Genomic DNA, 19,210 nt, shown 5'->3' with positions numbered 1-19,210 from the left:
TAAGATGGCGAGCAACAAGATTCTCGGAATCGACCTCGGGACCACGAACAGCGCGTTCGCGGTCATGGAGGGTGGCGACCCCGAGATAATCGTGAACTCGGAGGGTGAGCGGACGACACCGTCGGTCGTGGCGTTCGACGACGGCGAGCGACTGGTCGGCAAGCCCGGGAAGAACCAAGCCGTCAAGAACCCCGACGAGACCATCCAGTCCGTCAAGCGCCACATGGGCGAGGACGACTACACCGTCGAACTCGACGGCGAGGAGTACACGCCCGAGCAGGTCTCGGCGATGATACTCCAGAAGATAAAGCGCGACGCCGAGGAGTACCTCGGCGACGACGTGGAGAAGGCGGTCATCACGGTCCCCGCGTACTTCAACGACCGTCAGCGACAGGCCACGAAGGACGCCGGCGAAATCGCCGGCTTCGAGGTCGAACGCATCGTCAACGAGCCGACCGCGGCCGCGATGGCCTACGGCCTCGACGACGAGTCTGACCAGACCGTCCTCGTCTACGACCTCGGCGGCGGCACCTTCGACGTCTCCATCCTCGACCTCGGGGGCGGCGTCTACGAGGTCGTCGCCACGAACGGGGACAACGACCTCGGTGGCGACGACTGGGACGAGGCAATCATCGACTACCTCGCGGACAACTTCGAGGACGAACACGGCATCGACCTGCGCGACGACCGGCAGGCCCTCCAGCGCCTGACCGAAGCCGCCGAGGAGGCGAAGGTCGAACTCTCCAGCCGGAAGGAGACCCGCATCAATCTGCCGTTCATCGCGACGACCGACGACGGCCCGCTGGACCTCGAAGAGAAGCTCACCCGGGCGACCTTCGAGAGCCTGACCGAGGACCTCATCGACCGGACCGTCGGCCCGACCGAGCAGGCCCTCTCCGACGCCGGCTACGACAAGGGCGACATCGACGAGGTCATCCTCGTCGGCGGCTCGACCCGGATGCCTCAAGTGCAGGACCGGGTCGAGGAGATGACCGGCCAAGCGCCCAAGAAGAACGTCAACCCCGACGAGGCCGTCGCGCTGGGCGCGGCCATTCAGGGCGGCGTCCTCTCGGGCGACGTGGACGATATCGTCCTGCTGGACGTGACGCCCCTGTCGCTCGGTGTCGAGGTCAAGGGCGGTCTCTTCGAGCGTCTCATCGAGAAGAACACCACCATCCCGACCGAGGAGTCGAAGATATTCACGACCGCACAGGACAACCAGACGCAGGTCCAGATACGCGTCTTCCAAGGCGAGCGTGAAATCGCCGAGGAGAACGAGCTACTGGGCGCGTTCGCCCTCTCGGGCATCCCGCCGGCCCCCGCCGGCACCCCGCAGATAGAGGTCTCGTTCAACATCGACGAGAACGGCATCGTCAACGTCGAGGCCGAGGACAAGGGGTCGGGCAACAAGGAGGACATCACCATCGAGGGCGGTGCCGGCCTCTCCGACGAGCAGATAGAGGAGATGCAGGAGGAGGCCGAGCAACACGCTGAGGAAGACGAACAGCGCCGCGAGCGCATCGAGGCCCGCAACGAGGCCGAGGCCTCCATCCGCCGCGCCGAGACCCTGCTCGAGGAGAACGAGGAGGAACTCGATGCCGACCTCGTCTCCGACATCGAGGCGAAAATCGAGGACGTTGAGGACGTACTCGACGACGAGGACGCCACGAAAGACGACTACGACGAGGCCGCCGAGGAACTCTCGGAGGCCCTACAGGAGATCGGCAAGCAGATGTACGAGGGACAGGCCCAGCAGGCCGCGGGCGGTGCCGGCGCGGGCGCTGCGGGTGCCGGTCCCGGCGGCATGGGCGGTGCCGCGGGCGGTGCCGCCGGCGGCGCGGCCGGGCAGGGCGAGGAGTACGTCGACGCCGACTTCGAGGACGTCGACGAGAACGACGACGAATAAGTCGCCGCCGTCAGCCCGTCGGCCGTGAACTGACGACGGAGACGTGTACGCGCTCCCGTTTTCACGCGGTTTCGTTGGCGAGCGTCGCTTCGGTCAGCGTCGCCGTTCGCGTCCTCGGGGCACCGAGCGGGCGGCCGGTCCAGACGACGCGGACGGTGTCGCCGGCCGCGAGGTAGAAGCCGACCGAGGCGTCGCCGTCGAGGTAGTTCCCGTCGCCGTCGGCGTCGACACGGGGGTCGTCGACGACGAAGGCGTCACCGGCTCTCACGGGGCCGTCACCCGCGCCGGCCCAGCGGAGGCGCGCGGTCGCGTTCCGGTCGGCGTCGGTGACGACGACGGCGAGTTCGCTCGCGTCGCCGCCGACTGTGTCGCCGCCGGCGTGAGTCAGCGTCACCGACCCGGTCGCCGCGTCGAACGCCACGTCGACGGTCGCCTCGGGGGCCGCGGTCGCGGCGTCGACCGGGCCGTAGGCGACGGCGACGAGGCCGCCCAGAGCCACCAGTGCGAGACACCACACCGCGACCCGCTCGGCGGTGACGGCTCCTCGGTCGGCGGCCGGCGCTCCCCCTGTCATTACGAGAACCGTCCGCCGGGACGGAAATAAGCCCCCCGGTCTGTGCGGGGCATCGGTGGGCCACGGCGTCAGCAAGGCGTGACTCGGGGTCGCCGCCGGTCTCGGCCGGACCCGTTCTTTTCAAGTGGGTCAATCGTCTATGCTTCGCACAACGAATGAGCGAGGACTTCTACGAGGTGCTGGGCGTCTCGCGAGACGCGTCGGAGGAGGAGATTCAGGAGGCCTATCGGCAGAAGGCCCGCGAGTACCACCCGGACGTCAGCGACGAGCCGAACGCGGAGGAGAAGTTCAAGAAAGCCAAGAAGGCAAAGGAGGTGCTGACCGACGCCGAGAAGCGTCAGATGTACGACCAGATGGGGCACGAGCGCTTCGAACAGGCCGAGAAGCGCGGCGGGGCCGGCGGCGGTGCCGGCGGACGCGCCGGCGCGGGCGGGGACCCCTTCGGCGGGGCCGGCGGGTTCGACATGCAGGATATCTTCGACCAGTTCTTCGGCGGCGGCGGACGTGGCGGCGGCAACCGCCCGCGGCAGGGACAAGACCTCCAGACCCGGCTGGACATCGACCTACAGGAGGCCTACGACGGCGCGACGAAGCAACTGCACGTCACCCGGCCCGAGACCTGCGGCGACTGCGACGGCTCGGGACACCCGCCCGGAACCGACTCGCGGACCTGCCCGGAGTGCGACGGGCAGGGTCAGACGCGGCAGGTCCAGCAGACGCCGATGGGGCGGGTCCAACAGACCACCACGTGCCGGCGCTGTGACGGCGAGGGGACCGTCTACGAGGAGACGTGTTCGACCTGCCGTGGCAACGGCACGGTCCAGAACGACGCGACCCTCGAAGTCGAGATTCCGCCGGGCGTCGAGGACGGCCAGACCCTCCGGATGGAGCGGGAGGGCGCGCCCGGCGAGCGCGGCGGCCCCAACGGCGACCTCCTCATCGAACTCCGGGTCGGCGACCACCCCGACTTCGAGCGGGAGGGCGACGACCTCGTCCACCAGCACGCCGTCTCCTTCCCGCAGGCGGTCTTCGGTGCTACGGTCTCCGTGCCGACGCTGGACGGCGACGTGGAGTTCGACGTGCCCAGTGGCACTCAGAGCGGCGAGGTGTTCCGCCTCGAAGGCAAGGGGATGCCCCGCCTGCGTCGGCGCGGCGACGGCGACCTCTACGTGAAGGTGCAGGTCGTCACGCCCGAGGAACTGAACGCCGAGCAGCGGGAGGCGCTGGAGGCGTTCGCGGAGGCCGGCGGCGAGGAGGTCGAGGTCGACGAGGGCTTCTTCGAGAAGCTGAAGAACTCGCTGTAACCGGTCGCACTCGCGGCGTTTTTCTCCCGGCGGGCCCAACCCACGCCCATGCAGACACTCGGCGACCTCGTCGCGCGGGCCCGCGAGCGGGACGGCGTGTTGTTCACCGCGCCCGAGCGGACCGCGCCGTACAGCTACAGCGACTTCGCAACCAACGCGTGGAAGGGCGGGAACCTCATGCGCCACTACGGCGTCCGCCACGGGACCCGCGTGGCGGTCGTCGCCGGGCCGAAAGAGCCGACGGCTGACGACGAACCGGGCCGGCTACGCGACGCCCCCGACGCGCTGTTGGCCGTCCTCGCCGCGGCGCTCGACGGAGCCGTCGTCGACCCGGACCCGCCCGGTGCGGTCGACGCGACGGCGCTGGTCGCCCCGGCCGGCTGGCTGGACCGCTACGAACTCGGCCCCGGGACGAAGGCGCTGGCCTATGGCGGACCGGCCGAGGACCCGACGGTCGCCCAGTTCGAGCGCGAACTCTGGAGCGAGAACCCGCTGGCCCCGCCGGCCGAGGTCGCGCCCGACGACGACGTGCTGGCCACGGACGCGCTGTACTCCCACGGCGACCTGCTGGCCGCGAGCCGCCGCGTCGTTGCCGACTACGACATCGACGAGGGGACGACGGTCGCGCTCCGCGCGCCGGTCACGAGCGCCGGCGCGCTGGTCGCCGGCCTGCTCGCGCCGATGCGGGCCGGCGCGACCGTGCGACTGAGCGGCGACGACCCGGCGGACGTGGCGGTGGCTCCCGACGACGACGTGCCGGAGACGCGGGTGGTCACCCCCGCGGACGCCTCACCGTGAGGCGCGGTACTGGCCGTGCTGGACGCCGAGAAACAGCGTCAGCAGACCGAACACGAGCAGTCCCCCCAGCACCATCATCACCGTACTCGTCGTCATCGGGCTCATGAACGTCCCGACGGCGAGTACGGCGAACAGGACGACGAACGCCAGTGCCGTTTTCGTCCGGTCGAACTCCATGACGGTCGGCCGTTGGGGCTTCGGGGGCCTAAGCGTTCGCGTCCCGGTCAGTCTGTGGGGCGAACGAGGTCCGCGAGCGACACCAGCGACCCCAGCACCCACCCGAGCGGGAACGAGATGCCGAGCCACATCAGGACGTACGCGACCCCCTCGCGCTCGAAGTTCTCGATGAAGAACTGCGCGACGCTGTTGCCTCCCAGCAGGTCGTAGAGGAGCCAGCGGGCCAAGGCGTCGCTGCCGGTGAGGACGATGCCGGCGACGAACGTGGAGTACAGCGCCGCCACCACCGGCGGGAGGAAGATAGCCGTGACGGCGAAGGGGTACGCGAGCGCGACGGTCGTCACGCGGCCGCCGACGGCCCGGGACCCGACGGCGAGCGCCGCCGACAGCGTCGCCACCCCGCCGGCGACCGCGACGGCGACGAACCCGCCGGCCGCGAGGTCCAACTGTCCGGGTTCGACCCTGACGAGCGCGGCCAGACCACCCCAGACGAGCAGGGAGAGGAGGACGACCCCGACGAGTCCGAGACGGGTCGCGGTGAGGCTGATGCGCCGCGTCTGGTAGCGCAGGATGACACCGAGCAGTACGAGCGGGTAGACGACGCCCACGATGGGGACGCCAAGTACCGACCACGCGCGATAGAAGAGACGGCCGGCCTGCGAGTCGGGGGTCCACGTGCCGAGGACGGTGTCGCTGGCGCCCCGCTGGCGCGGGTAGACGAGTTCCATCCACGTCTCGTGCATGCGCCTGAGGTCGACCCGTGCACCGCCGACGATACCTTCGCTCTGGACGGACATACGCGATGGTATCGCCCCACCCGCGTTAAAGTTTTGAGGCCGACCGCCGCGGTGTGTGGCCCCCGCTCAGTTCCACGGGGCCCAGTCCGGGTCGACGCGCCGGTCGGTCGTCTCGATGGCGTCGATGCGCTCGATCTCGGCGTCGGTCAGCGACAGGTCCGCGCTGGCGAGGTTGTCGACGATGTGGTCCCGCCCGGTCGCCTTCGGGATGGCCGTCACGCCCTTCTCGCGGAGCCACGCGAGGCTGACCTGCGCCTCGCTGACGCCGTGGGCGTCGGCGATGTCCGCGAGGGTGTCGTTGTCGAACACCGCGCCGCGGGCCAGCGGCGAGTACGCGACCAGTTCGTAGCCGTGTTCGTCGGCGTGGGCGCGCAGTTCCTCCTGCTGGAGGAAGGGGTGGAGTTCGACCTGATTGGCGAACAGCGGCGCGTCCAGCACGTCGAGGGCGCGCTCGACGTGTTCGGGCCCGAAGTTCGAGACGCCGACGCGGTCTATCTTGCCGTCGGCGTACAGTTCGTCGAACGCCGAGAGCGTGTCCTCGGGGTCGTACTCGTTCGTGGGCCAGTGGACGTACAGGAGGTCGACGCTGTCGACGCCGAGGGCGTCGAGGCTCGCCTCGGTCGTCGCCAGCACGTCGTCGCCCGCGAGGTTCTTGGTCCAGACCTTCGTGGCGAGGAAGACCTCCTCGCGGTCGACCTCGGCCGCCGCGATGCCGTCGCCGACGGCGTCCTCGTTGCCGTACGCCTGCGCCGTGTCGATGTGTCGATAGCCCGCTTCGAGGGCCGTCCGGACGCTCGCGGCGCACTGGTCCGCGTCGTCGTTTTGCCACGTGCCCAGACCGAGCATCGGCATCCCGTCGGCGGCCGGTACACTGCCGGGTGTCGCGTCTGTCTCTGTCATCACCGACGATGAGGGCTTGCGAGTAAAAAGGGGCCGGGAACCGGCCGCGATGCCGAATCCAAACCGACATATTCAGGACGGGGACCGCCGAAGTGCCGTGTATGTCAGACGGTAGTGTGGACGTATCTCGTCGGGACTTCGTTCGGACGGCCGCGGGGGCCACCGCTGTCTCGGCCGCCGCAGGGACCGCGACCGCACAGGAAGAGGGCGGCGGCGAAGGCGGTGGCGGCGGGACCCCCGACTACGGCAGTTGGTTCAGCAACGTCGGGAACTTCGACGGGACGACGGTTGACGCCACCGGCCAAGACACCGCGACGGTCACTGTCGGGGCCGAGGGCAACGGCGGCGCGTACGCCTTCGACCCGCCGGCGATCCACGTCGATAACGGCGCGACGGTCCAGTTCGAGTGGACCGGCAACGGCGGCGGCCACAACGTGGTCTCGCAGGGCGACGGCCCGCTCGACTCGGGCAGCGCCGTCTCACAGAGCGGCGTCAACTACGAGCACACGTTCGAGTCCGACGGCATCTACCAGTACGTCTGTACCCCCCACCAAGGGCTGGGCATGAAAGGTGCCGTCGTCGTCGGGACCGACTACCCGACCGCCGGCGGCGGTGGCGGCGGTGGCAGCAGCGGGCCGCCGGAGGTCCCCGGCAGCGCCAAATCCCTCGGCATCGCGACGACGTTCGTGATGATAGCGACGCTGGGGCTGGCGTACTTCTTCATGCGGTACGGCGGCGACTACGAGACGCCGGCCGGCGAGTAGTCAGACCGACTCCGGCCCGGTCCGGATGTCCAACTCGACCTCGCGGGACCGTCCTTCGAGGTCTCTGACCACCCGTTCGACGATGCGGGTCGCCTCCTTCTCGACGAGGGGTTTCACTCTCTCGATGACCCAGTCCATCGAGACGAGTCGCGGGAGGTCGACCGCGTCCGACGACGCCGACCCGGGGTCGAACTGGATGTACAACCGCACCCGCGAGGCGGTCGGCGCGTCCGCCGGCGCGGCCTCCGGGGCCGCCTCGACCTGCCAGTACCCCTCGGCGTCGATGTCCTTGACGATGCGCCAGTCGATGCGGTTGGGCGGGTCGGTGCCGGTCACCTCGGACCGAGCGGTGTAGGATAGCTTCCACCACGAGAAGACGAGGTCGTACCGGGTCCCGCTCGCCCCGTCGCCCTCACGCCCTACGCGGTCGATGTACTCCGAGTACCGCGCGTAGCCGGGGAAATCGAGCAGAAACTCGTATATCTCCGACGGCGGCACGTACACCGTCGTCGTGACCTCGATCTCGTCCACGTACGGTATGGGTGCGGTTCCCGACGTAAGCTTTCGGGACCGACAGCTGCCGGCGATGACTGCCGGAAGATGCTTAGAAAGCATATATTAGAACAAGAAATATTATTACCCTGTATCCGCTACGAGTAGCATATGAGCGCATCCGACGCACACCACGCGGACGCCGACACCGACGCGGACACAGACGGCTGGGACGCGGTCCGGGACCTCCCGCCCAGCGCGAAGCTCGTCGCCAAGGTGTTGGAGTACAACGACACGCTGACCCAGAGCCAACTCGCCGACGAGACGCTGCTACCGCCCCGGACGGTCCGGTACGCGCTGAACCGCCTCGAGGACGCCGGCGTCGTCGACGCCCGCTTCTCGTTTGCCGACGCGCGAAAGCGTATCTACGCGCTCAGCATCGAGTAACGTCCTCGCCAGCGGGCACGCGCCGGCACCGACGAGGCCGTCCACCGACGACCCACGAGCGGTCGCGGCCGCCCATCCGCCGGCGTCCGCCGGCGTTCGACCGCGGTCAGCGGGGGTTTTTTCCGATGTCTCGGGGTAACGTTGATTAGTCGCCCTACCGAGACGTTCGGTATGAAGGTCGTCCTGATTGGTGTCGGACAGGCGGGTGGGAAGGTAACACAGGCCCTCGCCGAGTTCGACTACGACATGGGGTTCGAGGCGGTCCGCGGTGCGATGGCGGTCAACACCGCCAAGGCGGACCTCCAGAACCTCGACATCGACACGACGCTCATCGGCCAAGACCGGGTGAAAGGCCACGGCGTCGGCGGCGACAACGAACTGGGCGCACAGGTGATGCAGGAGAACGCGACCGAGGTCATGGACAACCTCGACGGCCGCATCACCACCGAGGCCGAGGCCGTCGTCATCGTCGCCGGACTCGGCGGCGGCACCGGTTCCGGCGGTGCGCCGATGCTCGCGCGCGAACTCAACCGCATCTACGACATGCCGATCTACGTCCTCGGCATCCTCCCCGGGCGCGACGAGGGCGGCATCTATCAGGCCAACGCCGGGCGGTCGCTGAAGACCGCCGCGCGCGAGGCCGACTCGCTCCTGCTGGTCGACAACGACGCGTGGCGCGGCACCGGCGACAGCGTCGCCGAGGGGTACGAGCGTATCAACGACGCCATCGCACAGCGAATCGGGCTGCTCTTCGCCTCCGGCGAGGCCGTCGAGGGCGTCGGCGAGAGCGTCGTCGACTCCTCGGAGATAATCAACACGCTCCGCGGGGGCGGCATCGCCTCTATCGGCTACGCCAGCGCCGAGGCCAGCGAGGACCCCGCGGAGAACGTCAACACCATCACCAGCGTCACCCGCAACGCGCTCCTGACGAGCATGAGCCTCCCCGACGCCGTCGACGCCGACGCCGCCCTCCTCGTCGTCGCCGGCGACCCCGAACGCCTCTCCCGGAAGGGGGTCGAGCGCGCCCGCCGCTGGGTGGAAGACGAGACCGGCAGCATGCAGGTCCGGGGCGGCGACTTCCCCATCGGCTCGGACAAGATCGCGGCACTCGTCGTCCTCTCGGGCGTCGAGCGCTCCTCCCGCGTCGACGAGTTCATGGAGCGCGCCCAAGAGGCCGCCGAGTCTCAGGGCCAGTCCGTCGACCCCGACGAGTTCGAGAACGACGACCTCGACAGCTTACTGTAGTCGATTCCGACGGCGAGGGCAGTCTCAGACCAGACTGCTGCCGTCGAACTCGGCGCGCTCGTAGTCGTGTTCGAGGAGGTCCAGAATCGTCGGCGCGATGTCGTAGAGGTCGGCGTCGGTGACGTTCGCCCCGGGGTCGTCGACCAGCAGCGTGGCGTTGTCGAAGCTGTGCATCCCGTTGCGGGGGCCCACGTCGAACACCTCGTCGCTGCCCTTGAAGCCGGCCTTGAGGTCGAACCCGTGGTTGGGGACGACGACGAGGTCCGGCGCGATGTCGTCGTGGTCGCCCCGGAAGGCGTCCTCGCGGGTGACGACACGGTCGGCCACCTTCTTCCCGTCGGGACCTTCGAGGGCTTCGAGTTGCTCTTTGAGGTCCGCGCGCACGGACTCGTACTCGTCTTCGGGGACGCTGCCGCGCGGTTCGCGCCCTTCGAGGTTGATGTAGAACCGCCCGGGAATGAGCGAGTAGGCTGTCGTGTCCTCGCTGATGTCGCCCAGTTCCGAGTGGTCGTCGTCGGCGTAGGAGAGCCACCCCTCCTGTCGGAGCCACTCGTTGAAGTGGACTTCGTGGTCGAGCGAGGTGAACCCGTGGTCGGAGGCGACGACCATCGTCACGTCGTCGGGCAGTTGCTCGCGGAGTTTCCCGAGGTACTCGTCGACAGCGCCGTAGAACTCGAGGAAGGCGTCCTTGTTCTCGCCGTCGCGCTCGAAGTCCTTGAACAGGAAGTGGTTGACCCGGTCGGTGGTCATGAAGACGCCGAAAAAGAGGTCCCAGTCGTCCTGCTCGACGTAGTGGCTGAACGTCTCGTAGCGCTTCTCCAGCGTCTCGTGGGCGTCGGCGACGAACTCCGATTTGTCGTCGTCGTGACCGAGTTTGGCGTTGACGTCGATGCGGTAGTCCGTCGATTCGAGGTAGTCACGGAGTTCGTCGGGGTAGGCGGCCTTGTCGACGCCCGGTGAGAGAAAGCCCGAGACCATCCGCTGGACGTTGCGCTGGGGCGGGAAGGTGACGGGGACGTTCAGCACCGTCGCGTCGCGTCCCTCCTCGGTGATACGGTCCCACAGGCGGGTGGCCTGTACGTCCCGGCCCATCGGGACGTAGGTGTCGTAGGAGCCGACTTCGCGGTCCTGAAAGCCGTAGACGCCGGTCTCACCGGGGTTGACGCCGGTGGTCAGGGCCGGCCAGCAGGCGCTGGACTCCGGGGGGACGATGCTGTCGATGGGGCCGGCGCTACCCTCCTCTTTGAGTTCGGTCAGGTTCGGGAACACCTCGGGGTGCTCGTCGATGAGGCTGTACGGTACCCCGTCGATGCCGAAGAAGGCGACGCGGGGGGCGTCGTCGCCTTTCAGACGGTCGAATAGTCCCATGTGGCCCGGTAAGCCGGTCGGGACCAAGAAGCTTCTTTTCGGGAGACCGTCGGGGAAAGCGGCAAGGCCTACGCGTCGCCGTCCGTCCGCGGCGCGTTCTCCGGGACGACTGTCACGTGTGCGATTCCCGGCACGGTCCGGTCAGTCCGGTCCGGAACGACCGTCGAATGCTCGATTGCGGGGTCTGAGTGGTCGGTCGCCATCGTGGTTGCGCGTACGCCCCTCACGTTCAAAAGATTACCCATGCTCATACATAATCGGCAATCACTGCCGATATTACCGGGGAGCATCGGTCCGGCGTGGGTCGGGACCGCCTACGACGGTTCGGCTCAGTTGAAGTGCTCGTCGTAGAGGTCCTGCGCGTGTTCGATGGCGTCCTTGGCGGCCTGCTTGTCCTCCCAACCCAGCGTCTCGACTTCCTTGCCCTCCTCTAAGTTCTTGTACGTCGCGAAGAACTCGTCAATCTCGTCGAGCGTCTGCTGAGGGATGTCGTCGAGGTCCTCGATGTGGTCGTAGCGGGGGTCCTCCGTCGGGACGGCGATGACCTTGTCGTCCTGCTCGCCGTCGTCGTCCATCTTCATCAGGGCGACCGGCCGGGCCTCGACGATACAGCCGGGGAACGTCTGGTCCTCGACGAGGACGAGCACGTCGAAGGGGTCCTCGTCGTCGTAGTAGCTCTGCGGGATGAAGCCGTAGTCGCTGGGGTAGTGGACGTTGGAGTGAAGCACCCGGTCCAGCACGACGCCGGGGACGTCCTTGTCGTACTCGTACTTGTTGCGCTCGCCCTTGAGGCACTCGACGACGGCGTATATCTCTTCGGGCGGGTTCGGTCCGGTTTCGAGGTCTTCCCAGAGGTTCGTCATCATCGGCGACTGCGCCGGGCGGTCAAAAAGTCCTTTCGTAATCCCTGTCCGTTCCCACAAGATATATCTACGCAGTTGCGCAACGGTCTCGTACTCGCCGCATCCTCGGCCGCAGCCGACCGTCTGCGACGAACAACAACGGCTGTTATTAAAAATAATACCGACACTCGCTCGCGCCGGGCGGACGTGGTACTGTCTCGCAAAAAGAGGGCCGCTATACGTTGGAGTTAACAAGCGTTAAATAGCTTGCTGACATTTTGCTAACCATGTCAGAGGCACAAGCAGTCAGGGACAGTCCGGGCATCGCAAAAGAGCTCACAGCCTTCCAGCAGAACATCCTCGTCATCCTCGCCGAGGAGCCACGCTACGGACTGGCTATCAAGCGGGAACTCGAATCCTACTACGACGACGAAGTGAACCACGGCCGTCTCTACCCCAACCTCGACGACCTCGTCGAGATGGGGCTGGTCGAGAAGAGCGAACTCGACAAGCGGACCAACCAGTACTCCCTGACCGAGGACGGGAAGGCGGCCGTTCTCGACCAGTTCAGCTGGGAGTTCTCGAAGTTCGTCACCGACGAGACCCGCGCCGACGAACTCCGCGACCTCGTCACCTCCGAGCAGTAAGCTACTCCTCCGGCCGTCCCGCGTCCGCTTCCGCGACCGCCAACCGGACCGACTCCGACAGCAGCGACCGCTGTTCGTCGCTGGGCCACCCGTTGCGCGGGAAGTACTCCGTCTCGAACTCCTCGAGTTCGTCGGGCGTCGCCGCCGCGATGGGCTTGGCGTAGTGGTTGCTCATGAAGTCCGCGAGCGACGCCGCGGTCGCGCCGTGGACCGGCCCGTGGGCCTCGGCGACGGCCTCTGCGACAGCGCGGTTGCGCTCGTCGACGGCGTCCCACGAGTCGGGGTCGTCGGGACCCGACAGTCGGACCTCGACGCCGCGGTCCACGTCGTCGACCCGCTCGGGCCTGATGACGCCCTCTTCGACCCACTCTGAGGGGTGGCAGACGAGCACGTCGCCGGTGTCGTCCTCGCGGACGCGGGCGGTGTAGTCGTGGCCGGCGAGCAGGTCGTCGCGGTCCCGTCGGTAGGCCGCCGCTTCGTCGTCGTCGACCGCCTGCCGAGCCAGTCTGGTGAGCCGTTCGGCCTCGGTGACAGCGTCCTCGGGGAGGTCAGTCATCGTCGAGTGCGTCGTTGGCTAGTTGGTCCGCGCGCTCGTTTATGTCCCGCGGAACGTGCTCTATGGACCACTCCTCGAAGCCCATCAGTAGCTCTCTGGCCCGGACCCGCCGCTCGCGAAGTTCGGGGTCGTTCGTGTTCCACTCGCCCCGGACCTGTTTGACGATGAGTTCCGAGTCGCCGCGCAGGCGGACCTCGTCGAACCCGTAGTCCGTCGCGGCTTCGAGCGCGCGTATCAGCGCCGCGTACTCGGCTTGATTGTTCGTGGCGCGGCCGATGGTCTCCCCGCCCTCGGCGACGATACCGCCGTCGTCGACGAGGACGTACCCGACGGCGGCCGGCCCCGGGTTCCCCCGCGAGGCCCCGTCGAAGTAGGCGTGGACGCGCCCGTCGCCGTCGTCCCGGAGCAGGGCCTCCAGCCGCGCGGTCTCCCCGCCCTGTACGACCACCTTCCCCTCGTAGGCGACGGCCGTCGCGTCCCCGTAGGAAGCCCGCCAGCGCTCGTGGTCGGTGTTCCCCTCGGTTATCTCGACGCCCTCGGCCGCCAGTCGCTCCCGGGCTACCGCCTCGTCGCACTCGATGACCGGCATCGTCCGTGGGTGGCCCACCCGCCTGTATAGCCGTTGTGGTCGGCGCTCACGACCGGTCGGCGAGCCGCCGCGCTCCGCTGTGGTCCGCCTCGCCGCCGCTCCGGAGCAGTCCCACGACACCGAGGACGCCCGACAGCGCGATGACCGCCCCGAACAGCATCATTATCGTGAGGAACGGGTCGACCGGCGTGAGAAAGACCGCCGAGACGGCGAGGACGGTCCCGCCGACGACAGCCGTGACCGCGGCGACGGGATTGGCCTGCTTCCCGGACGCGGCGCGGTACGCCGTGTGGCCGGCGGCGATGGCGGTTATCTCCCCGACGAGCAGGTTCGCCAGGGCTTGGGTGTGCCCGACCGACGACGTCGCCGGGATGAGGACGACGAGCAGACTGAGTACCGCCGCGACCGTCCCGAGGTACTTCGTGGCGCGCATCATGATTTATATCACCCGTTGTTACTCCCCCCGACTATGTAATAGTTGGTCACGGCGGGCCGACGGGGACACCTTCTTATCCGGCTGCGTCCAACCGACGGACGGATGCGGCTCGACGAGTTCATCGAGGGGTTCGAACGCGACGAGCGCGACGAGAAGCGCCGGCTGGCCGCCGAGAAGTCCTACGCCGTCACCGACCACCTCGAAGACGTCGAACGGCAGTTCCGCGAGACGGTGCAGGGCGACTCGCTGTTCGGTTCGACCGCGCCGGAGATATTCGTCGGCCGGTCGGGCTACCCGAACGTTTCGACGGGACTGCTCTCGCCGGTCGACGCCGACGCGGCCGCCGCGGAGTTCGCCACCAGCGGCGACTGGTACCGACAGGGGCTGAACATCGAGGACGTGCTCCAGCGCCGTACCGGCCTGTTGAACTCCACGCGGACGACTGCCGTCGACGCCGTGCAGTCGGGCGGGCGCGACGCCGGCGGCGCGTACGACGTGTGGGAGGGGTTCGTCGGCGTCCAGCGCGAGGTCGCCATCGCCCACCGGCCCGTCGACGTGGAGGTCGGCCTCGACGGCGACCCGGACATCGACGTGGGCTTCGACGACGTGCGGACGCCGACTGGCCCGCGCGCCCGGGCGACCGGCGCGGACCTCGCGGAGAACCCCCACGTCCCCGTCGAGGTGGAGAAGACGCTCTCGGACGACGACTGGCGCGCCGAGGGGGCGATGACGTACCTCTACCGCCGCGGCTTCGACGTGTACGACATCAACACGATTCTGTCGGCGGGTGCGCTCGGACAGGCCAGCGAGCGGTCGCTGGTGCCGACGCGGTGGTCCATCACCGCCGTCGACGACACCGTCGGTCAGTACCTCCGCGGGACGCTCCGGAACAGCGACACCGTCGACGCCCCCGAGGTCTGGTACAACGAGTACATGGGTAACCGCTACTGGGTCCTGCTGGCCCCGGGCCAGTGGGAGTTCGAACTCGTCGAGATGAAGGCCCCCGAGAGCGTCTGGAACCCCCGGCCCGGGGCCGGCTACTACCTCGCCAGCGCCCACGAGGGGTACGAGGGCCGTTCGGGCTACGTCGAGGAGACGGCCGGCGCGTACTACGCGGCCCGGCTTGGCGTCCTCGAACACCTGCGCGAGCGGGGCCGGCAGGCGAAGTGTCTGGTCCTCCGGGAGATAACCGACGACTACTGGGCCCCGGTCGGCGTCTGGCAGGTCCGCGAGGGCGTGCGCAACGCCTTCGACGGCGAACCCGGCGAGGGGGAGACGTTCCGCGAGACGCTGTCGGCCGTCGCCGACCAGTTACCCGTCTCCGTCGGGGCGCTCCGGCGCAAGTCGAAACTCGTCGCCGGCCTCCAGTCGCGGCTCTCCGACTTCGGGCCGTGACAACTATGTGTTACCGCCCCCGACGGCCGCTATGCCCGCTCTCCTGTTCCCCGGCCTCCCCGGTGGTCCCGAACTACTCGTCCTCTTGCTCGTGATGTGCGTGTTGCTGGTCGCCCCGCTCGCGCTCCTCGCCGTCGGCTACCTCGTCGGCAGACGGCGCGGCCGCGCCGAGTCAGAATAGACAGACGGCACCGCTACGGACGCGAAACGACTGCTTTATCCCTCCGAACCGGTGAGCGGTGGCTGTGCCACGCTCGCAACCGGACCGAGCCGACCCGCTCACCGCCCGCGCGTTCCGTATCGTCGTCGACGACGAGGAGGCCGTCGACGCTCTCAGCATCGAACGCGAGGGCTCGGAGACCGCGTGGCTGGTCTCGGACACCGTCTACGCGCTGGAGTCGATGCGGTGACCGCAGAAGGCTTCCCCGTCGCGCCGGAAGTAGCGCCATGCTCGCGCTGATACCGCTCCCGGGGTTGGCCGAACTCGTCCTCGTCGCCCTGTTGCTCGCCGCGATGGTCGTCCCGGCGCTACTCGTTCTGGGCGTCGCGCTGTCGCTGACGAGCGGCCAGTGGGGGAACCGCAGCGACGCCGTCGAGAAGAGCCTCGACGCGAGTCTCGGCGGCGACTCGGTCGGCGGAACCGCCTCCGAGGCCGACGACCGCCCCGACTGACTACTCGGTCTGGACCGGACCGGAGCCGATGGCCTCGCGGACGGCCGACTCGAACTCGTGGCGGTCGGAGAAGTACGGCACGTCCACGTCCTCCATCACGTCGGCGAGTTCCCGCGGACCGTCGGGCGTCCGCACTGTCGTCTCGCCCTCGCGGTCGACGACCGTGCTGTGTTCGATGCCCCACGTGAGTCGCGCGATGACACGGGCAAGCGGTGCGCCCTCCACGTCCGGGCCCTCGCCGAGTTCGACGGCGGGGGCGTCCTCGTCGCTGTCGTCGTCGCTCATACCCGAACTGTCCGTCCCAGCCCGATTAGTGCTTTCGGAACGTCGGCCGCGGCTTTCAAGCCGACGGCGACCGACTGGTGTGGTATGGCACGCGTCCAGATACACCGCCCGGACCTCGACCTGACGGCCCCGACGCTCGTCGAGGGGCTCCCCGGCGTGGGGTTGGTCGGCAAGCTAGCCGCCGACCACCTCGTCGACGCCTACGACATGACTCACTACGCCTCCGTCCACTGTGACGGACTGCCGGAGATCGCCGTCTACGCCGAGGGCGACCGGCAGATCCGCGCGCCGGTCCGCCTCTACGCGGACGCCGACCGGGACCTGCTGGTCCTCCAGAGCGACGCCCCGGTCTCGCCGTCCGGTGCGGAGGAGTTCGCCGGCTGTCTCGTCGGCTGGCTGGAGGCCAACGACGTGACACCGGTGTTTCTCAGCGGGCGACCCGCCGAGAAGGAGGGCACACCGTCGGTCTACGGCGTGGCGACCGGCGATGGGGCGGCGCTGCTGGACGACGCCGCGGTCGACCCGCCCACCGAGGACGGCGCTATCACCGGTCCCACCGGCGCGCTGGTCCACGAGGCCCAGCGCGTCGGGCTGTCCGGCGCGGCGCTGGTGACCGAGGCCGACCCGCAGTTCCCCGACCCCGAAGCGGCCCGCGCGCTCCTCCAGACCGCCATCGGTCCGCTCGGCGCGTTCGAGGTCGACACCGACGCGCTCGTCGAGCAAGCCGAGCACATCGCCGACGCCAAGGAGCGCCTCGCAAAGCAGATGAGCGAGTCCGAGGAGGAGAGCACCAGCGCTCGGCCCCTCGGCATGTACCAATGAGGTCCACCGGCGACACGGTCGTCCGCCTGCTCGTCGCCTTCGTGGCGGCCGTCCTCGTCGGTGCCGTCGCGTGGTTCCTCTTCGTCAACGTGCCGGGCGACCTCGCCGACCTACTCGGCGTCCTCCTCGCGCTCGCCGCGGTACTGGCGGCCGTGCGGCTCGTCGGCAGCGTCACCGACTCGTATCTCCCCGCGCACAACGTCGCCGAGGTCGCCGTCGAAGGTCCCATCACCCGCGACAGCGGTGGCGGGCTCACAAGTCCGCCCGGCGGGGCCGGTGCCGACGACATCGTCGAGCAGATAGAGCGGGCCGACGACGACCGCGGGTCGGAAGCGCTGTTGCTGAAGTTGAACACGCCGGGGGGCGAAATCGTCCCGAGCGAGGACATCCGGCTCGCGGCGGAGGCCTTCGACGGCCCGACGGTCGGCTACGCCACCGATGTCTGTGCCAGCGGCGGCTACGACATCGCCGCGGGCTGTGACGAACTGTGGGCGCGCGAGGGCTCTATCGTCGGTTCCATCGGCGTCATCGGCTCGCGGGTCAACGCCAAGGAGTTGGCCGACCGGGCGGGCCTCTCCTACGAGCAGTTCACCGCCGGCGAGTACAAAGACGCCGGCACGCCGCTGAAGGAACTGCACGACGACGAGCGCGAGTACCTGCAAGGCATCGTCGACGACTACTACGACCAGTTCGTCGAGACCGTCGCCGAGGGCCGCGGGGTCGAGGCCGACCGACTCCGCGAGACCGAGGCGAAGATATTCCTCGGCGCGGACGCCCACGAGCGCGGTCTCGTCGACGAACTCGGCACCCGCGAGGAGGTGGAGGCGCACCTCGAAGAGACGCTGGGCGAACCCGCCGAGGTCCGCGAGTTCGAACCCTCCTCGGGCCTCGCTGGCCGCCTCCGGGGCGGCACGGAGCGGGTCGCCTACGCCCTCGGGGCGGGGGTCGCGAGCGCGTTCGACGGCGACGTGGACGGGCTGTCGTTCCGTCGGTGAGGTCACGAGAGGTTTTTAATCCGCGCGTGTGTCTCTGTCACTGTGTCGACGCTGGTAGTGTGTATCGACCGCGGGAGTCCCGCCGGAGCGGCGTGTCCGGTCGTCGGCCGCGCGGCCGTCGAATCGCTGGTCACCGAGACGGGCATCGCCGACCCCGAGGACAGCCGCGTCAACTGCCTGCTCGAAGGACTGCGCGTCGCCGAGGACCTCGAAGCCGACGGCGACGACGCGGTGGTCGCCGTCGTCGGCGGCGGGAGCGACGGCGTCGGGACCGACCGACAGATAGCCCGCCAGACCGAGGAGCTCGTCGCCGAACACGACCCCGACTCGGCCGTCGTCGTCGTCGACAGCGCCGAAGACGAGCGGCTGGTCCCCATCGTCGAGAGCCGCGTCCGGGTCGACGCCGTCGACCGCGTCATCGTCCGGCAGGCCCGCGACATCGAGTCCACCTACTACCTGCTCAAGCAGTTCCTCGCCGACGAGGAACTGCGCAAGACCGTCCTCGTCCCGCTGGGTATCGCCCTCATCGCCTTCCCGGTGTTGCTGGTGGCCGCCGACAGCCCCACCATCGCCGTCGGGGCCATCGCGGCCGCCGTCGGCGTGTTCCTCATCTACAAGGGGCTGGGCATCGACGACTACCTCTCGCGGCTCCCGAGCCAGACCCGCGAGGCGCTGTACTCCGGGCAGGTGTCGCTGGTCACCTACGTCGTCGCCGGCGGGCTGTTGGTCGTGGGCCTGTTCGCCGGCGGTCTCAGCATCTCCTCGATGGACGACCCGAGTCCGTTCATCCTCGCCAACCGGTTCCTCTTCGACGCCGTGCCGTGGCTCACCGCCGCGGCGCTGGCGGCCTCGCTCGGTCGCCTCCTCGACGAACTCATCCAGCGGGAGGGGGTCCGCAGCGCCTACGTCAACCTCCCGTTCGGTGCCGTCGCGGTCGGCCTCGTCGTGCGCGGGTTCTCGGCGTACTTCCTCGAACGCGCCGGCGTCTTCGACCGGTTCGTCGTCCAACCGACCGACCTCGGCGTGCTGGAAGTGCAGCGTTTCGCCATGGAGGCCGGCCAACGGCTCGCGCTGTTCATCCTCGCCGGCATCCTCATCAGCCTCGTCGGCGTGCGCGTCGCCGCCTACGTCAGCGAGGCCGACATCGAGAGCGAACTGCCCGAGCGGGGATAGACAGCGATTTACGCCGGCCCCGGCTA

At 68.7% G+C, this 19,210-nt stretch carries 26 protein-coding genes; 14 read left to right on the top strand and 12 right to left on the bottom strand.

Going from position 1 to position 19,210, the window contains the following annotated elements:
- Window positions 1-4: 4 nt before the first annotated feature.
- On the top strand, window positions 5-1,906 hold the full coding sequence (gene dnaK / locus ACV7JO_RS09065; RefSeq protein ID WP_470353087.1) for a molecular chaperone DnaK: 1,902 nt from the start codon (window positions 5-7) through the stop codon (window positions 1,904-1,906).
- Between the two features lie 61 nt (window positions 1,907-1,967).
- Here dnaK and ACV7JO_RS09060 read toward each other — a convergent pair whose 3' ends face one another.
- Entirely contained in the window at window positions 1,968-2,480 is a 513-nt protein-coding gene (locus ACV7JO_RS09060) for a hypothetical protein (RefSeq protein ID WP_470353086.1), read from the bottom strand.
- 155 nt (window positions 2,481-2,635) lie between these two features.
- On the opposite strand from ACV7JO_RS09060, the gene dnaJ reads away from it, so the two are divergent.
- Both dnaJ and ACV7JO_RS09050 read left to right on the top strand, forming a co-directional pair.
- Complete coding sequence (dnaJ, locus tag ACV7JO_RS09055; RefSeq protein ID WP_470353085.1) at window positions 2,636-3,784, top strand: molecular chaperone DnaJ; 1,149 nt, start codon at window positions 2,636-2,638, stop codon at window positions 3,782-3,784.
- 48 nt (window positions 3,785-3,832) lie between these two features.
- Window positions 3,833-4,582, top strand: a complete 750-nt coding sequence (locus ACV7JO_RS09050) for a hypothetical protein (protein WP_470353084.1) — start codon at window positions 3,833-3,835, stop codon at window positions 4,580-4,582.
- Here the strand turns inward: ACV7JO_RS09050 and ACV7JO_RS09045 are convergent.
- The 3 genes from ACV7JO_RS09045 to ACV7JO_RS09035 all read right to left on the bottom strand — a co-directional run bounded on the left by ACV7JO_RS09045 (window position 4,574) and on the right by ACV7JO_RS09035 (window position 6,408).
- Window positions 4,574-4,759: a DUF7333 family protein gene (locus ACV7JO_RS09045; protein WP_470353083.1), complete on the bottom strand. Its 186-nt coding sequence runs from the start codon at window positions 4,757-4,759 to the stop codon at window positions 4,574-4,576. The genes ACV7JO_RS09050 and ACV7JO_RS09045 overlap by 9 nt on opposite strands.
- Window positions 4,760-4,806: 47 nt before the next feature.
- Entirely contained in the window at window positions 4,807-5,556 is a 750-nt protein-coding gene (locus ACV7JO_RS09040; RefSeq protein WP_470353082.1) for a hypothetical protein, read from the bottom strand.
- Between the two features lie 66 nt (window positions 5,557-5,622).
- Window positions 5,623-6,408, bottom strand: a complete 786-nt coding sequence (locus tag ACV7JO_RS09035) for an aldo/keto reductase (RefSeq protein WP_470355764.1) — start codon at window positions 6,406-6,408, stop codon at window positions 5,623-5,625.
- Window positions 6,409-6,557: 149 nt separating this feature from the next.
- On the opposite strand from ACV7JO_RS09035, the gene ACV7JO_RS09030 reads away from it, so the two are divergent.
- Window positions 6,558-7,220, top strand: coding sequence for a halocyanin domain-containing protein (locus tag ACV7JO_RS09030; protein WP_470353081.1), 663 nt, complete (start codon window positions 6,558-6,560; stop codon window positions 7,218-7,220).
- Here the strand turns inward: ACV7JO_RS09030 and ACV7JO_RS09025 are convergent, their stop codons facing one another.
- Window positions 7,221-7,751 carry an SRPBCC family protein gene (locus ACV7JO_RS09025; RefSeq protein WP_470353080.1) on the bottom strand — a complete coding sequence of 177 codons (531 nt, stop codon included), beginning with the start codon at window positions 7,749-7,751 and terminating at the stop codon, window positions 7,221-7,223. It lies immediately after the preceding gene.
- A 132-nt stretch (window positions 7,752-7,883) separates the two neighbouring features.
- On the opposite strand from ACV7JO_RS09025, the gene ACV7JO_RS09020 reads away from it, so the two are divergent.
- Together ACV7JO_RS09020 and ACV7JO_RS09015 are read left to right on the top strand one after the other, a co-directional pair.
- Window positions 7,884-8,159 carry a MarR family transcriptional regulator gene (locus ACV7JO_RS09020; protein ID WP_470353079.1) on the top strand — a complete coding sequence of 92 codons (276 nt, stop codon included), beginning with the start codon at window positions 7,884-7,886 and terminating at the stop codon, window positions 8,157-8,159.
- Between the two features lie 171 nt (window positions 8,160-8,330).
- Window positions 8,331-9,404 (top strand): tubulin/FtsZ family protein, encoded by a 1,074-nt coding sequence (locus tag ACV7JO_RS09015; RefSeq protein WP_470353078.1) that lies wholly within the window; start codon window positions 8,331-8,333, stop codon window positions 9,402-9,404.
- Between the two features lie 24 nt (window positions 9,405-9,428).
- Here the strand turns inward: ACV7JO_RS09015 and ACV7JO_RS09010 are convergent, their stop codons facing one another.
- The 3 genes from ACV7JO_RS09010 to ACV7JO_RS09000 form a co-directional block, all read right to left on the bottom strand.
- The gene (locus tag ACV7JO_RS09010; RefSeq protein ID WP_470353077.1) at window positions 9,429-10,772 is read right to left on the bottom strand and encodes an alkaline phosphatase family protein; all 1,344 of its coding nucleotides are present in this window, start codon (window positions 10,770-10,772) and stop codon (window positions 9,429-9,431) included.
- Window positions 10,773-10,840: 68 nt separating this feature from the next.
- Complete coding sequence (locus ACV7JO_RS09005; protein WP_470353076.1) at window positions 10,841-10,975, bottom strand: hypothetical protein; 135 nt, start codon at window positions 10,973-10,975, stop codon at window positions 10,841-10,843.
- A 126-nt stretch (window positions 10,976-11,101) separates the two neighbouring features.
- The gene (locus ACV7JO_RS09000; protein WP_470353075.1) at window positions 11,102-11,635 is read right to left on the bottom strand and encodes an inorganic diphosphatase; all 534 of its coding nucleotides are present in this window, start codon (window positions 11,633-11,635) and stop codon (window positions 11,102-11,104) included.
- Window positions 11,636-11,901: 266 nt separating this feature from the next.
- Between ACV7JO_RS09000 and ACV7JO_RS08995 the strand changes: the two genes are divergently transcribed.
- Entirely contained in the window at window positions 11,902-12,261 is a 360-nt protein-coding gene (locus ACV7JO_RS08995) for a PadR family transcriptional regulator (RefSeq protein ID WP_470353074.1), read from the top strand.
- Between the two features lies 1 nt (window position 12,262).
- Here ACV7JO_RS08995 and ACV7JO_RS08990 read toward each other — a convergent pair whose 3' ends face one another.
- From ACV7JO_RS08990 to ACV7JO_RS08980, 3 genes are read right to left on the bottom strand one after another with little or no spacing between them, the layout of a single operon-like run.
- The gene (locus tag ACV7JO_RS08990) at window positions 12,263-12,817 is read right to left on the bottom strand and encodes a DUF7108 family protein (protein WP_470353073.1); all 555 of its coding nucleotides are present in this window, start codon (window positions 12,815-12,817) and stop codon (window positions 12,263-12,265) included.
- Window positions 12,810-13,406, bottom strand: a complete 597-nt coding sequence (gene rnhA / locus ACV7JO_RS08985; protein ID WP_470353072.1) for a ribonuclease HI — start codon at window positions 13,404-13,406, stop codon at window positions 12,810-12,812. The genes ACV7JO_RS08990 and rnhA overlap by 8 nt, the downstream gene beginning before the upstream one ends.
- 46 nt (window positions 13,407-13,452) lie before the next feature.
- Complete coding sequence (locus tag ACV7JO_RS08980; RefSeq protein ID WP_470353071.1) at window positions 13,453-13,842, bottom strand: hypothetical protein; 390 nt, start codon at window positions 13,840-13,842, stop codon at window positions 13,453-13,455.
- A gap of 102 nt (window positions 13,843-13,944) precedes the next feature.
- Here ACV7JO_RS08980 and nreA point away from each other — a divergent pair, with 102 nt between their 5' ends.
- From nreA to ACV7JO_RS08960, 4 genes are all read left to right on the top strand, one after another.
- Window positions 13,945-15,237, top strand: coding sequence for a DNA repair protein NreA (gene nreA / locus ACV7JO_RS08975; protein WP_470353070.1), 1,293 nt, complete (start codon window positions 13,945-13,947; stop codon window positions 15,235-15,237).
- A gap of 31 nt (window positions 15,238-15,268) precedes the next feature.
- Window positions 15,269-15,418, top strand: a complete 150-nt coding sequence (locus tag ACV7JO_RS08970) for a hypothetical protein (protein ID WP_470353069.1) — start codon at window positions 15,269-15,271, stop codon at window positions 15,416-15,418.
- Between the two features lie 64 nt (window positions 15,419-15,482).
- Window positions 15,483-15,647, top strand: coding sequence for a hypothetical protein (locus ACV7JO_RS08965; RefSeq protein ID WP_470353068.1), 165 nt, complete (start codon window positions 15,483-15,485; stop codon window positions 15,645-15,647).
- A 37-nt stretch (window positions 15,648-15,684) separates the two neighbouring features.
- Entirely contained in the window at window positions 15,685-15,909 is a 225-nt protein-coding gene (locus tag ACV7JO_RS08960; protein ID WP_470353067.1) for a hypothetical protein, read from the top strand.
- On the opposite strand, the gene ACV7JO_RS08955 is transcribed toward ACV7JO_RS08960, so the two are convergent.
- Window positions 15,910-16,194, bottom strand: a complete 285-nt coding sequence (locus ACV7JO_RS08955) for a DUF5789 family protein (RefSeq protein ID WP_470353066.1) — start codon at window positions 16,192-16,194, stop codon at window positions 15,910-15,912. It abuts the gene before it with no gap.
- A gap of 84 nt (window positions 16,195-16,278) precedes the next feature.
- On the opposite strand from ACV7JO_RS08955, the gene ACV7JO_RS08950 reads away from it, so the two are divergent.
- From ACV7JO_RS08950 to ACV7JO_RS08940, 3 genes are read left to right on the top strand one after another with little or no spacing between them, the layout of a single operon-like run.
- Window positions 16,279-17,016, top strand: a complete 738-nt coding sequence (locus ACV7JO_RS08950; protein ID WP_470353065.1) for a proteasome assembly chaperone family protein — start codon at window positions 16,279-16,281, stop codon at window positions 17,014-17,016.
- Window positions 17,013-18,011 (top strand): signal peptide peptidase SppA, encoded by a 999-nt coding sequence (sppA, locus tag ACV7JO_RS08945; RefSeq protein ID WP_470353064.1) that lies wholly within the window; start codon window positions 17,013-17,015, stop codon window positions 18,009-18,011. The genes ACV7JO_RS08950 and sppA overlap by 4 nt, the downstream gene beginning before the upstream one ends.
- A 42-nt stretch (window positions 18,012-18,053) precedes the next feature.
- Window positions 18,054-19,184, top strand: coding sequence for a DUF373 family protein (locus ACV7JO_RS08940; protein ID WP_470353063.1), 1,131 nt, complete (start codon window positions 18,054-18,056; stop codon window positions 19,182-19,184).
- Window positions 19,185-19,210: the final 26 nt, after the last annotated feature.

The organism is Haloarcula sp. MBLA0138, from assembly GCF_055632455.1.
Note: the sequence above shows the minus strand (reverse complement) of the source record. Positions and strands in the feature narration are given on the sequence as shown.